Source organism: Cupriavidus oxalaticus (assembly GCF_038900635.1).
GTDB classification, from domain to species: domain Bacteria; phylum Pseudomonadota; class Gammaproteobacteria; order Burkholderiales; family Burkholderiaceae; genus Cupriavidus; species Cupriavidus oxalaticus_B.
Genome location: NZ_JAYMRX010000007.1, coordinates 159,990 through 173,620 on the forward strand (window position 1 = coordinate 159,990; position 13,631 = coordinate 173,620).

Genomic DNA, 13,631 nt, shown 5'->3' on the forward strand with positions numbered 1-13,631 from the left:
TCAAGGGGGGCGGAACAGGCCGGCTGTCACGCCGGCTCAGGGCCGGCGCCGCTCCATCGCCACCATCGACGGCGTAAAGCCGAGCTGGCCGAAGAACGCCGCTTCGGAAGAGCGCGCCGCGCGCAGCACCCAGGTGATATCGGGATCGTTGCCCATGACGAAGCGCACCAGCCCACGGCCGATGCCGCGCCGGCGGTGGCTCGGGGCCACGGCAACCATCGACAGGAAGCCGTCGGAGACATCGTCGCACAGGGCCCGGGCGAAGCCGACGATCTCGCCGCCTTCCACCGCCACGGCCACGCGCTGGGAATTGGCCACCAGCCGCGCGAATCTGTCGGGACCGCCTATCCGGTTGGACCAGCCATTGGCGATCAGTAGTTGTCTGGCTGCCTCGATGTCCCCGGGCAACAGGTTACGGATTTCCATTGGCGGCTCTCCCAGTAAAGCATGTACGGCCCCTCGCCGCCCCTTGCCACCAGGGGCGCCGCGAGTCGAGAACGGCACGGGAACCCGCGCCGCACAATTGGCGGAGTGTAGCGAGCGGGCGCGGGCGCGTCAATTTGGCTTCCGGGTGGGTGGGGGTGTCGCTCACGCCAGCGCGCAGGCGGGGTATCATGGCCTGCATGAATGCCCCCGTCTTCTCCTCAGCCCATCCGGCCGACCAGCTCGCCGAATTTTCTGACGCAGATGCGGCGCTGGCGCGCATCCGCGAGATCTACGACGCCTCGGTCGGCGCGGTGCGCGCGCGCTTCGATGCATTCGCCAGCGGCAAGCCGCTGCCCTCGGCCGCGCACGCCTGCTATCCGTACCTGGGGATCTCGGTCAACATCGAGACCATGGTCACCGACAGCCGCCCCTCCTGGGGCACGGTGGCCTACCCCGGGGTGTACGGCACCACGGTGACCCGCCCCGACCTGCTGGCGGACTACTACCGCGACCAGATCGAACGGCTGATGCGCTACCACCGCGTCCCGGTGGTCGTTGGGCTGAGCCGGCGCCCGATCCCGCTGCCGTTCGTGATCGAGGCCTCGACCACCGACATCAGCTACACCCAGGCGCGCGAGCTGGAGGCCTCGTTCGTGCTGCCCGAGCTCAGCCGCATCGACGACGGCATCGCCAACGGCACCTACGAGCCAATTCCGGGCGAGGCCTGGCCGCTGTCGCTGTTCTCCGCGGAGCGCGTGGACCTGGCGCTGCAGCGGCTGTACCACTACACCGGCACGGCGCCACAGCACTTCCAGCGCTTCGTGCTGTTCACCAACTACCAGCGCTACGTCGATGAATTCGTCGCGCTGGGCCGTGCGCTGATGAGCAGCAGCGATGGCGGGGGCTACACCCGCTTCGTAGAGCCCGGTGACTTGGTGCAGGACCTCGGCGGCGCCGAGCCCGAAGACACGACCCGCCCGCGCGCGCTGCCGCAGATGCCGGCCTACCACCTGGTGCGCGAGGACAAGCTGGGCGTGACGCTGGTGAACATTGGCGTGGGCCCGTCCAACGCCAAGACCATGACCGACCATCTTGCCGTGCTGCGCCCGCATTGCTGGCTGATGGTCGGCCACTGCGGCGGCCTGCGCCGCTCGCAGCAACTCGGCGACTACGTGCTGGCACACGCCTACGTGCGCGACGACCACGTGCTCGACCACGACCTCCCGCCCTGGGTGCCGGTGCCGCCGATCGCCGAGATCCAGGTGGCGCTGCAGGAAGCGGTGGCGCGCGTAACCGGCCTGTCCGGCAGCGAGATGAAGACGCGCATGCGCACCGGCACCGTGGTCTCCACCGACGACCGCAACTGGGAGCTGAAGTCCAAGTCGCTGTACGCGCGCTTCAACCAGTCGCGCGCCATCGCCATCGATATGGAAAGCGCCGCGGTGGCTGCCAACGGCTTCCGCCTGCGCGTGCCCTACGGCACGCTGCTGTGCGTCTCGGACAAGCCGCTGCACGGCGAGCTCAAGCTGCGTGGCATGGCCAATGCGTTCTACCGGCAGCGCGTCAGCCAGCATATGACCATCGGGCTGGAGGCAATCCGCATCCTGCGCGAGAACGGCGTCGAGCAGCTGCATTCGCGCAAGCTGCGCAGCTTCGACGAGCCGGCGTTCCGCTAGGCCGCGGCGTTCCGTCGCGCCGGCGCCCGATGGCGCCGGCCTTTCTCATGGCGAACCGCAGTATCAGAAGCGATAGCCCACGCCCATGCTGAACACCCACGGGTCCAGGCTGACTTGCGACACCTTGACGTCGCCGGCCTTGACGTCGCTGCGCAGCCACATCTTCTTGATATCGGCGTTCAGGAACCAGTTCCTGGTCAGCTTGTAGTCCATGCCGATCTGCAGCGCCGGGCCCACGCTCCAGCTGTCGAGCTGCAGCGTGTCGTTGGCAATGTTTTCGCCATAGATGCGGGTGAAGTTCAGGCCGGCGCCGATATACGGGCGGAACGTGCCGTTCGGAATCAGGTGGTACTGGAACAGCAGCGTCGGCGGCAGGTGCTTGAAGGTGCCGATCTTGTTGCCGTCGAGATAGACGTTCTGCTTCTGCGGCACGGTCAGCACCAGCTCGGCGGCAAAGTGCGGCGTGAAGAAGTAGGTGACGTCGAGCTCGGGGATCCACTTGTTGTTGACCGTGATGCGGTTCGAGGCGCCCACGCCGCCAACCGGATCGGAGCTTTTGCTCATGTCGAGATAGGTGCCGCGCAGGCGCACCATCCAGTTGCCCTGGCCGTCGTCGGCTGCCAGGGCGGGTGTGGCAAAGGCGCCGAGCATGGCGCAGGCGGCGATGGCGGAGCAGGTGACCCGGGTACGGAGAGAGAGCTTGTTCATGATGTTTTGTCTTGGTCTGGTAAGGAGTCCGCGGCCAGTTTGGCCGAGCGGGTCCATGCGGACCTTGATGCAGAACAAGTCGGGAAGCCGCCACACGCGGTGCGTCGCGATCGCACGACAACGCTGTTGCGGCAGCATTCCTCCGCTAATAACCACATGCGGAATCATTCGTGGCACGCCGGCGCGCCAGCCCTTACGCTGTGCAGGAGATCAGCGCCCGCAAGCTTCCACGCGAAGGCGGGCGCCATGGCACCGGGCATGTCGTGGGCGTCCGCAAGGGCGTCTTTCCGGGTGTGCCCCGTGGGGGCGGGGCACACCGGTTTTCTTCGGATCCCCTTGCTACAAGCCGCCGAAGCCCGTCGGCGAATCACCCACCCGCACTTCCAAGTAGCAAGCCGCGCGCGCATCGGCGTCGGCATTCATCGCGTAATCGCGGTAGTCCATCCCGCGCACCATCCGCACTTCGATCTCCACCGCGCCGCCGCTGTCCGACATCGATCGGGGTAAAGGCTGCACCAAACGGCGGTGTCGCGCCGGTCCGCCACATCCGTCACGCCAGTTCGTCTCGACCGAACGACGGCGCGTGTGCGCTGAAAGGATGAGCCACGCGCCGGTCCGTACGTTATCCCTCAGTCATCTGGCCGGTATTGCGCCGGCACCATTGCACCTAGGCTGGTAGCGCGGGAAAAAAACACACGGGGGAACATCATGAGACCAAGGACGTGGGCAACCTGGTTGGCAGGTACTGCCATGACATTCATGCTGGCCGCTTGCGGCGGTGGTGGCGGTGGCTCGAGCTCGCCCGCCACGCCTGCCGCGGCCACGCCGCTGACCTTCACCGTCAAGATGAGCACGACCTCGGGCGAGGTAGGCGTGGGCCGCACGCTCACCATCAGCGCGCTGGCGGTGGACAGCAACGGCGTCGATGTCAGCGGCAATACGGTGTTCACCTGGAGCAGCGCCGACAACGGCGTCGCCACGGTCGAACCGGTCGCGGCCACGCCGGCCAATGCGGTGGTTCGCGGCATCGCTACCGGTACCACAAACGTGCAGGTGGTCGCGACCGTCAAGAACGCCGACAACACCACTACCACGCTGCCTGCGCAGACCGCCACCATTACCGTGGTGCCGGCTTCCGCGGTCAGCTACAGCCTGTCGATTCCCAATAACAATCTGTCGATGAGCGATGGCCAGGAGCTGCCGGTCAAGGTGTCGCTGATCGACAGCAATGGCAGCGACGTCTCGGCCAGCGTCAACAGCTGGGCGTGGGCGAGCAGCGCCACCGCGGTCCAGGTCTCGGCCAGCCAGAACAGCGCCACGCTGAAGGCGAGCAACAGCTCGACCACCGCGGCGGTGACGGCTGACGTGTCGGTGTCGGTCACGGCGCCGGATGGCCGCGCGATCGGCGGCGTCATCGTGGTAACGGTCGCGAAGAACGGCTCGGCCACTTATCGCGTGGTGACCACGCGCTCTGGCCAGCCGGTGGATGCGCTGCAGGTGCTCAACGACCATCCGGCCAAGTTCACCTCGCGCGTGCTGCGCAACGACGGCCAGGATGTCACGGCGGACTTCGACGGCACCTGGACCTACACCGACACCTCGGCGACGCTGTCGACTGCCGAAGCCGCGGGTACGCACGACGCCACGGTCAGCAGCAGCCTGGCCAAGGGTACCGGTCCGGTCCAGAGCACGTTGACGGTGACCGCCGTGAGCACCAAGCTGGCGGCCCGCCCCGTTGCTGCCCTGTCCGTGACCGAAAATCCGACCTGGTCGCTGGTCGACGACAACCAGCAGCCGCTGACGCTGCTGCTGATGCCGGCGATCCCGGTGGAAGTCACCGCGCGCATGCGGCACCTGGGCGATGATGCGCAGTACACCCAGTGCAAGGACTGGAAGTGGACCAGCACCGGTCCGGTGTCGCTGACGCCTAGCATGTTCATGTTGCCGCACCAGGTGCAAGCGACCGGCACCGCCGCCGGCGACTTCACTATCACCGCGACCTGCACGGTGGTCGCGGACAACACGCCGCTGAAGCTGGTCTTCGTAGGTACCGTCAAGTAAGCAGCAACGTTCCCGTGCGCAAGTAAAACGCCCTCCGATCCGGAGGGCGTTTTGCATTGGGTACGCTCCCTGTGGCGCGCGTCAGCGCCGCTTTGCGCCTCACTCCCGCAAGCTGAGTGGGGCGTAAGTGGAGCGTGAAATTGGGCGGGCAGCTCCACAAGCCACGCCATCCTTCCCAAAGCGTACCCATTTCTGCGTAGCAAGGACAAAGCCGTTTTCCGCGGGCAATGCCGTCCCGGAAGCCACCCCATGACCCCGCGTCCCGCCAATGCCGTGGCCCGCACCGGCCATGTTCCGCACCCAAAGCGTACCCATTTCTGCGCGCCGCTTCACCGGCCTTCATTGCCTCCGACGCACCGCCCTCAGCCCGCGCACAGACGAGCGCATCCCGCTGCCAGCGCATGCCGCGCAAGCAGTCGGCGTACCCGTTTCTGCGTGAAGAGCCCCGAAGGGAAATGGTGGGAAAAGACGCGCCGTTCAGCGCTTGCGCACGAAGCGCACGACCTGCTCGGCAGGCTTTCCTTGCGCGTCGGTGGCGTTGGCGGTGTTGGATCCGCAGGTGTTGCAGCCCCCGTCGTCGCAGCCGCTGGCGCAGCCCGAGGCCGCCTGCGGGGCCAGCCAGCGCACCAGCCGGCCGCGCCAGCCGCTCGCGGCACCGCCGCCCAGGCGTGTCGCGAGCGCGGCCTTGGCGCGCTCGCGCGTGCGCGGCGCATAGCGCGCCACCACCGATACCGCGCACGCCAGCACGATCAGCGGGACCAGCAGCGTTTCGATGGCGTGGTAGAGCGTCATGGCAGCGTTGGCGTCAGCTGAGCAGCAGCGCGACGCGATAAGTGACAAACGCGGCGAGGTAGGCCAGCCCGGTCAGGTACACGATCGAGCCTGCCATGACCTTCCAGGAGTTGGTCTCGCGGCGGATCACCGCCAGCGTCGAGATGCACTGCGGCGCGAACACGAACCACGCCAGCAGCGCCAGCGCGGTGGCCAGCGACCACTGCGCGGCGATCATCGGCGCCAGCTGCGCGGCCACGGCGTCTTCACTGCCAGACAGCGCATACACCGTCGCCAGCGCGCCCACCGCCACTTCGCGCGCGGCCAGGCCCGGCACCAGCGCGATGCAGATCTGCCAGTTGAAGCCCACCGGCGCAAATACCTTCTGCAGCGCGTGGCCGATCATGCCGGCAAAGCTGTAATCGATGGCCGGCGCGGTGGCGCCTTCCGGCGGCGCCGGGAAGGTCGACAGGAACCACAGCAGCACGGTCAGCGTCAGGATCACCTTGCCTACGCGCGACAGGAAGATCCGGGCACGCTCCCACAGGCCGATGGCCACGTCGCGCACATTGGGGATGCGGTACGACGGCAGCTCCATCAGCAAAGGATGATCGGTGCGGTCGCGGCGGAAGAACTTGAGCGCATAGGCCACCACCAGCGCGCTGACGATGCCGGCCACGTACAGCGCGAACAGCACCAGCCCCTGCAGATTGAACAGGCCCATCACCGTGCGTTCGGGGATAAAGGCGCCGATCAGCAGTGCATACACCGGCAGCCGTGCCGAGCAGGTCATCAGCGGCGCCACCAGGATGGTGGTGAGACGGTCGCGCGGATCCTGGATGGTACGCGTGGCCATGATGCCGGGGATCGCGCAGGCAAAGCTCGACAGCAGCGGAATGAACGAACGGCCGGACAGCCCCGCGCCCATCATCAGGCGATCCAGCAGGAATGCGGCGCGCGGCAGGTAGCCCGATTCTTCCAGCGTGAGGATGAACAGGAACAGGATCAGGATCTGCGGCAGGAACACCACCACGCTGCCCAGGCCCGCGATCAGGCCGTCGACCAGCAGGCTCTTGAGCAGGCCGTCGGGCAAATGCGCGCCAAGCAGTTCGCCGGCCCAGTGCACGCCGCCCTCGATGCCGTCCATCAGCGGCTCGGCCCACGAGAACACTGCCTGGAACATCAGGAACAGCAATACCGCCAGCAGCAGCAGGCCGAACACCGGGTGCAGCACGATGCGGTCGAGGCGGTCGTCCAGCGCCGCGGTGCGCGCCGGCATGCTGACCGCCGCGGCCAGCATGCGGTTGACTTCGGTATGCACGTCGATATCGCTTGCGGGCTCGGCCGTGGACGGCGGCGCGGCGGGCAGGGCGCCGTCGAGCAGCGCCAGCAGTGCCGCCGCGCCGTCGCGCTTGACCGCCACGGTGCTGACCACCGGCACGCCCAGCGCGGCAGCGAGCTTGTCGCTGTCGATCCGGATGCCGCGGCGCGCGGCGGCATCGCTCATGTTGAGCACCACCACCATCGGCAGGCCCAGCCGGCGCAGTTCCAGCACGAAGCGCAGGTGCAGGCGCAGGTTGGTCGCGTCCACCACCGACACCAGCAGGTCCGGACGCTGCTCGCCGGCGCGCACGCCCAGGCAGACGTCGCGCGTGATCGCTTCATCCAGGCTGGCCGCGTGCAGACTGTAGGCGCCCGGCAGGTCCAGGATGCGGACCTGGCGTCCGGCGGGCGAGACGAAATGGCCTTCCTTGCGCTCGACGGTCACGCCGGCGTAGTTGGCCACCTTCTGCCGGCTGCCGGTCAGTCGGTTGAACAGTGCGGTCTTGCCGCAATTGGGATTGCCTACCAGCGCGATGCGCAGGGCAGGAGTGGGGGAAGCTGCTGCAGACATATTCCGGATGGGCTCAGGCGGTCCGCTTGGCCCGCTCGTTCGGTGTGGGCGCCGTGGCGCCGGCCTGTTCGCCCGCTTCGGCGGGCGCGATGCTGGTCACCGAGGCGCTGGCAAGCTCGACGCCGATACGCGCCGCTTCCACGCGGCGCAGCGCGAAGCGCGTAAAGCCGATCTGCGCGACCAGAGGATCCATGCCGAAGGGCCCATAGGCGATGACCTGGACAATTTCGCCGGGGACAAAGCCAAGCTCTCGCAGGCGGCGCGCGACCGGGTCGTCGGGCGTGGCGTCGTCCACCGATTGCACTACGGCGGGCGTGCGCCGTGGAAGTTCAGACAACCGCATCATGCTTCCAGTCCGTGGGCGCGGTCGTCCAACGCGGCCGTAATGCGGCCGGCATGACCTCGCCGGGTACGTAAATGAAAATCGTTTTCATTGTATCGCAAATAGGGCAGGACGACGCCCCACAAGTGCCGGGCACGCCAGCCGCCCTGCCGCTGCGCGGCAGGAGGCGAATGATAACCGGTGACGGCACTTGCGAAGAGGTCAAGCTTAGGGCGGGACAGCGGTCACGTCCGCGCGGTGGCACACATGCGCGCGACCTTTTCATAGTTCGGCTGTCCAAAACCTAATGCAACAGGTTTCATGCAGCTTGATGCAATTACTGCATTTGCGTTATTGGATGCCGCAAGCCTGCGGCGTTAAGCTGCAAGCACGCTGAACACCCCGTTCCACGCGTACTTCACAAGCCATCGGCCGCAGTGCCGGTGGCTTTTTCTTTGGGCGTTGCCTCTTTGGACGTCGCCTCATTGCGCGCCGCCTGCGCCGCGACCATCGCCACAAAGTTGTCGCGGGCGGGATGGTCGGGCGCCGTCTTCCACACGCAATAGACTTCGGAGCGCACCGCCGTGCCTGCCAGCGGCCGGAACGCCGCGCCCGCCATGCCCGAACGCGCCAGCGCCGCCGGCACCACGGCCACGCCCATGCCCTGCGAGACCAGCGACACCACCGAGAGCCAGTGGCGCACCTCGTGCCGGATTTGAGGATAAAACCCCTGGGCCGCGCACATATCGAAGATACGGCTGTAGTAATCGGGCGACGCCTTGCGCGAAAACAGCACGAAGGCCTCGCCGCGCAGGTCCGCCAGCGGCAACTCCGGCTGCGCCGCGAGCGGGTGGTCCGCCGGCAGGCAGCAGACGAACGGTTCGGCGTGCACCCGCGTGGCTTGCAGCGAGTCGGGCACCCGGCCGGTGTGGATAAAGGCCGCGTCGAGCTCGTCGTGCAGCAGCGCATCGATCTGCTCCTGCGAGTTCAGTTCGGTCAGCGCCACCTGGATGCCAGGATAAGCCGCCTCAAAGCCGCGCAGGAGCTGCGGCAGGCCCCGATACAGCATCGAGCCGACAAAGCCCACCCGCAGCCGGCCGATGGCGCCCGCCTCGATCTCGCGCGCCAGCAGCCGCGCCGCCTCGGCCTGCGCCAGCAATGCCGTAGCCGATTCACGGAAGGCGCGTCCGGCCGCGGTCAGGCGCACGCCGCGGCTGTCCCGGTCGAACAGCCGGGCGCCGACCGAGGCTTCGAGCTGCTGGATGTTCAGCGACAGCGGCGGCTGCGAGATGGCGAGCCGGCGCGCAGCCCGGCCGAAGTGCAGTTCCTCTGCCAGCACAAGGAAATAGCGCAGGTGACGGAATTCCATGGCGATACAAAAATCATATTGATCGAGCCAATTTTAGAATTAGACGCAAATGCTTGGGGGTTTGAATAATGCAGGTCAAAGGGCCGCAGCGTGTTCGCCAACCATGCCGGTCCACCCGCCAAGGAGACCAGACATGCCGACCAGCGCCGTGCGCGACACCGCACTTCACGCCCAGCCCGACTGCCCCGCCGCCGCCCATCCGGTACCCGACCGCCAGGGTGGCAGCCTGCTTGCGGCCGACCCCGAGTTGCGCACACTGCTGCCGCTCTACCTGCCGGCGGACCTGTTCAGCCACCTGCTGCCGCACCTGGAACGCATGAGCACGCTGGCCGGAGGCGTGCTCGACGAACTGGCCGCAGTGGCCGACCACAACCCGCCGACGCTGAGCTACCGCACCCGCAGCGGCGTCGACGCGCAGCGCATCGACAAGCATCCCGCCTACGTGGAAATGGAGCGGGTGGCCTTCGCCGAATTCGGGCTGGCGGCCGCCTCGCACCGCGGTGGCGTGCTCGGCTGGGACAAGCCCATGCCACCCGCGGCGAAGTACGCGCTCACCTATCTGTTCGTGCAGGCCGAGTTCGGCTTGTGCTGTCCGCTGTCGATGACCGACTCGCTGACGCGCACGCTGCGCAAGTTCGGCGATCCGGCGCTGGTCGAAAAATACCTGCCGAACCTGACCACGCAGGTGTTCGAAGACCTGTATCAGGGCGCCATGTTCATGACCGAGCAGGGCGCAGGCTCCGACGTGGCCGCCACCGCCACGCGCGCGGCGCGCGACGCCGGCGCCGAGGGCGGCTGGCGCCTGCATGGCGACAAGTGGTTCTGCTCCAACCCCGACGCTGCGCTGGCAATGGTGCTGGCGCGCGTGGAAGACGAAGCCGGCAACGCCGTCCCCGGCCACAAGGGCGTGTCGCTGTTCCTGCTGCCGCGCAAGCTGGCCGACGGCAGCGACAACCAGTACCGCATCATCCGGCTCAAGGACAAGCTCGGCACGCGCTCGATGGCCAGCGGCGAGATCCGCCTCGAAGGCGCGCAGGCTTACCTCGTCGGCGAACCCGGCCGCGGCTTCGTGCAGATGGCGGACATGATCAACAACTCGCGCCTGTCCAACGGCGTGCGCGCCGCCGGCCTGATGCGCCGCGCGCTGACCGAGGGCCTGTTCATCGCGCATGAACGCCGCGCCTTCGGCAAGCGCCTGGAGGACATGCCGCTGATGCGCCGCCAGTTGCTCAAGCTGACGCTGCCCACCGAGCAGGCCCGCACCATGGTGTTCCAGACCGCCGAGGCGCTGCGCCGCGCCGATGCCGGGGAAGCCGATGCCTACCCGCTGATGCGCATCCTGACACCGCTGATCAAGTTCCGCGCCTGCCGCGACGCGCGCAAGGTCACCGGCGACGCGATGGAGATCCGCGGCGGCTGCGGCTATATCGAGGAGTGGAGCGACCCGCGCCTGGTGCGCGACGCCCACCTCGGCTCGATCTGGGAAGGCACCAGCAATATCGTCGCGCTCGACGTGCTGCGCGCGATCCGGCGCGAAGGCGCGCTGCCGGTGCTGCAGGCACATCTTGCCAGGCTGCTCGCCGATACGCCGATGCACGCGCATGCACGCGCCACGTTCGAAGGCGCCATTGCCGCTGCGGCGAGACTGGCCGCGCATGCCGCCGAAGCCGGCGCCGACGGCGACCTGCTGGCGCGCCAGGCGGCTTCCGCGCTGTACCACGTGACCACCGCGGTGGCGATGGCGTGGGAAGCCGGCCGCATCGGCTCGGTGCGCCGCATGCGCATGGCACAACTGGTACTGCGCCACCGCGTGCTGCCGCAGGATCCGCTGGCGGCAACCACCGAGCCGGAGTGGCTGGCCGAGACGGTGGCGCCTCCCGCCGATGGCGTGGTGCGCGCCGCCGGCGCGGTCGCCGACGTCAACGTGTTCTGACGCCGTAGCAATTCCCCTGTGTTTGCTCCCCTCTCCCGTAAGCGGGAGAGGGGCCGGGGGGAGAGGGCAGGCAGTGGCATACCGATACGCCTCGCTTGGTTGATGCTCCCGCCCTCTCCCCAACCCTCTCCCGCAAGCGGGAGAGGGAGCACCCCCCAAAGAAGCCCCAACCATCCCGCCCCCGCGGGAGACGTCCTATACCAGGAGACAACGCCATGAAACTCTGGCACCGCCTCGCGGCCATTGCCGCGTGCTCGCTCTGCATCGCCCCCGCCTTCGCGCAGAAGGACTTCCCGGCCAAGCCCATCATGATGGTCGTCACCTATCCGCCGGGCGGCCCGACCGACGCCATGGCCCGCACGCTGGCCGCCGCGCTCAAGACCAGCCTGGGCCAGCCGGTGGTGGTGGAAAACCGCGCCGGCGCCGGCGGCAATATCGGCGCGGAAGTGGTCGCGCGCGCCGAGCCTGACGGCTACACGCTGATGTTCGGCACTTCGGCGCCGCTGGCGATCAACGTCAGCCTCTACCGCAAGATCAACTACGACCCGGTCAAGAGCTTTGCCCCGGTGATCCAGATCGGCCAGCTGCCCAACGTGCTGGTGGTGAACCCGTCAGTGCCGGCGAAGAACGTCAGCGAGCTGATCGCCTACGGCAAGGCGCATCCGGGCAAGCTGACCTATGCCTCGTCCGGCAACGGCGCGTCGTCGCACCTGGCGGGCGTGCTGTTCAATAACGTTACCGGCACCGATTTCCAGCACGTCCCGTACAAGGGCACTGGCCCGGCGCTGAACGACCTGCTCGGCGGCCAGGTCAGCATGACCTTTACCGACGTGCTGACCGCCATGCCCTTCATCAAGAGCGGCAAGGTGCGCGCGCTGGGCGTCACCACCAAGGCCCGCTCGCAGGCGCTGCCGGATGTGCCGACTGTCGCCGAGCAGGGCGTGCCGGGCTTCGACGTTTCGGTGTTCTTCGGCGTGGTGGCGCCGGCCGGCACGCCGCCGGAAGTGATCGGCAAGCTCAACCGCGCCTTCGCCGATGCGCTCAAGCAACCCGAGGTGCGCAAGACGCTGCAGGCGCAGGGCCTGGAATTCGCGCCGTCGACCACGCCGGAGCAGCTCGGCGGCTTTGTCAAGGCCGAGGTCGGCAAGTGGCGCGCCGTGGTGCAGAAGTCAGGCGCGCAGCTTGACTAAGCGACCAGGTGAACAGGAGCCAGCCATGACCCAATCCAGTCCCGGCGCGCTTGCCGGCATCCGCGTGGTCGACCTGTCGCGCATCCTGGGCGGTCCGTACTGCGGCCAGATCCTGGGCGACCACGGCGCCGACGTACTCAAGATCGAACCGCCGCAGGGCGACGACACCCGTACCTGGGGCCCGCCGTTCAAGGACGGCGTTGCGTCGTACTACTTCGGCCTGAACCGCAACAAGCGCGTGATGCGGCTGGACCTGACCACGGACGCCGGGCGCGAAGTCCTGCTCGCGCTGCTGGCCGAGGCCGACGTGCTGGTCGAGAACTTCAAGACCGGCACGATGGAGAAATGGGGGTTGGGCTACGACGTACTGTCGGAGCACTTCCCGCGACTGGTGCATTGCCGCGTGTCCGGCTTCGGCGCGGATGGCCCGCTCGGCGGCTTGCCCGGCTATGACGCGGCGATCCAGGCGATGTCCGGCATCATGAGCATCAACGGCGAAGCCGATGGGGATGCGCTGCGGGTGGGTTTGCCCGTGGTCGACATGGTCACCGGGCTGAATGCCGCGATCGGCGTGCTGCTGGCGCTGCAGGAACGCGCGCGCAGCGGGCGCGGCCAGTTTGTCGAGGCCGCGCTGTATGACTCCGGCCTGTCGCTGCTGCACCCGCATGCGGCCAACTGGTTCATGAGCGGCAAGACGCCGCAGCGCACGGGGAATGCGCATCCGAACATCTATCCGTACGATACGGTGGCAACCGCGACGGACCCGATCTTCCTTGCGGTCGGCAATGACCGCCAGTTCCGCATCCTGTGCGAGCACCTGGAGGTGCCGGCGTTGGCGGAAGACGAACGCCATGCCACCGCCGGTGCGCGGTCGGTGAACCGCGTGGCGCTGAAGGCCGAGCTGGAGACGCACCTGCGCAAGCACGACGGCAAGGCACTGGCCGACACGCTGGTGGCCGCGGGGGTGCCGTGCGCACCGGTGCTATCGGTGGCCGATGCCCTGCAGCATCCGCACACGTCGCATCGCGAGATGGTGGTTGAAATGGAGGGCGGCTACAAGGGGCTGGGCGCGCCGGTGAAGCTGAGCCGGACACCGGCGACGTACCGGCATGCGCCGTTGACGGAGGGGATGGCGTTTCTGAATCAGGCGCAGCTGCTGACAACGCCCGATTAGCGCGTGTTGTCGCCCCTCTCCCATTCATGGGAGAGGGGCGGGGGAGAGGGCCGGAGTCTCCACGGAGTGAAGGCCGTCGCTCTTGCAAGCGCCGGCCCTCTCCCCCA

At 67.8% G+C, this 13,631-nt stretch carries 12 protein-coding genes; 5 read left to right on the top strand and 7 right to left on the bottom strand.

The window, feature by feature from the left end:
* Positions 1–36 precede the first annotated feature (36 nt).
* A complete protein-coding gene (locus VSR71_RS14250) occupies positions 37–426 on the bottom strand; it encodes a GNAT family N-acetyltransferase (protein ID WP_342914499.1) in 390 nt (129 codons plus the stop codon).
* A 188-nt stretch (positions 427–614) separates the two neighbouring features.
* Between VSR71_RS14250 and VSR71_RS14255 the strand changes: the two genes are divergently transcribed.
* Positions 615–2,102, top strand: a complete 1,488-nt coding sequence (locus VSR71_RS14255; RefSeq protein WP_342914500.1) for an AMP nucleosidase — start codon at positions 615–617, stop codon at positions 2,100–2,102.
* A 63-nt stretch (positions 2,103–2,165) separates the two neighbouring features.
* Here the strand turns inward: VSR71_RS14255 and VSR71_RS14260 are convergent, their stop codons facing one another.
* Both VSR71_RS14260 and VSR71_RS14265 read right to left on the bottom strand, forming a co-directional pair.
* Complete coding sequence (locus VSR71_RS14260) at positions 2,166–2,810, bottom strand: OmpW family protein (RefSeq protein WP_342914501.1); 645 nt, start codon at positions 2,808–2,810, stop codon at positions 2,166–2,168.
* Positions 2,811–3,149: 339 nt separating this feature from the next.
* Positions 3,150–3,305 carry a hypothetical protein gene (locus VSR71_RS14265; protein ID WP_342914626.1) on the bottom strand — a complete coding sequence of 52 codons (156 nt, stop codon included), beginning with the start codon at positions 3,303–3,305 and terminating at the stop codon, positions 3,150–3,152.
* Positions 3,306–3,560: 255 nt separating this feature from the next.
* Between VSR71_RS14265 and VSR71_RS14270 the strand changes: the two genes are divergently transcribed.
* Positions 3,561–4,871: a hypothetical protein gene (locus VSR71_RS14270; RefSeq protein WP_342914502.1), complete on the top strand. Its 1,311-nt coding sequence runs from the start codon at positions 3,561–3,563 to the stop codon at positions 4,869–4,871.
* A gap of 477 nt (positions 4,872–5,348) precedes the next feature.
* Here VSR71_RS14270 and VSR71_RS14275 read toward each other — a convergent pair whose 3' ends face one another.
* The 4 genes from VSR71_RS14275 to VSR71_RS14290 all read right to left on the bottom strand — a co-directional run bounded on the left by VSR71_RS14275 (position 5,349) and on the right by VSR71_RS14290 (position 9,227).
* Positions 5,349–5,663, bottom strand: a complete 315-nt coding sequence (locus tag VSR71_RS14275) for a DUF6587 family protein (protein ID WP_342914503.1) — start codon at positions 5,661–5,663, stop codon at positions 5,349–5,351.
* Between the two features lie 13 nt (positions 5,664–5,676).
* Positions 5,677–7,536 (bottom strand): ferrous iron transport protein B, encoded by a 1,860-nt coding sequence (gene feoB / locus VSR71_RS14280; RefSeq protein WP_342914504.1) that lies wholly within the window; start codon positions 7,534–7,536, stop codon positions 5,677–5,679.
* Positions 7,537–7,549: 13 nt separating this feature from the next.
* Positions 7,550–7,879 carry a FeoA family protein gene (locus VSR71_RS14285; RefSeq protein ID WP_342914623.1) on the bottom strand — a complete coding sequence of 110 codons (330 nt, stop codon included), beginning with the start codon at positions 7,877–7,879 and terminating at the stop codon, positions 7,550–7,552.
* Between the two features lie 397 nt (positions 7,880–8,276).
* Positions 8,277–9,227, bottom strand: a complete 951-nt coding sequence (locus VSR71_RS14290; protein ID WP_342914505.1) for a LysR substrate-binding domain-containing protein — start codon at positions 9,225–9,227, stop codon at positions 8,277–8,279.
* 133 nt (positions 9,228–9,360) lie between these two features.
* Between VSR71_RS14290 and VSR71_RS14295 the strand changes: the two genes are divergently transcribed.
* From VSR71_RS14295 to VSR71_RS14305, 3 genes are all read left to right on the top strand, one after another.
* Entirely contained in the window at positions 9,361–11,160 is a 1,800-nt protein-coding gene (locus tag VSR71_RS14295) for an acyl-CoA dehydrogenase family protein (RefSeq protein ID WP_342914506.1), read from the top strand.
* Between the two features lie 215 nt (positions 11,161–11,375).
* The gene (locus tag VSR71_RS14300) at positions 11,376–12,350 is read left to right on the top strand and encodes a tripartite tricarboxylate transporter substrate binding protein (protein WP_342914507.1); all 975 of its coding nucleotides are present in this window, start codon (positions 11,376–11,378) and stop codon (positions 12,348–12,350) included.
* A gap of 25 nt (positions 12,351–12,375) precedes the next feature.
* Entirely contained in the window at positions 12,376–13,524 is a 1,149-nt protein-coding gene (locus VSR71_RS14305) for a CoA transferase (protein ID WP_342914508.1), read from the top strand.
* Positions 13,525–13,631: the final 107 nt, after the last annotated feature.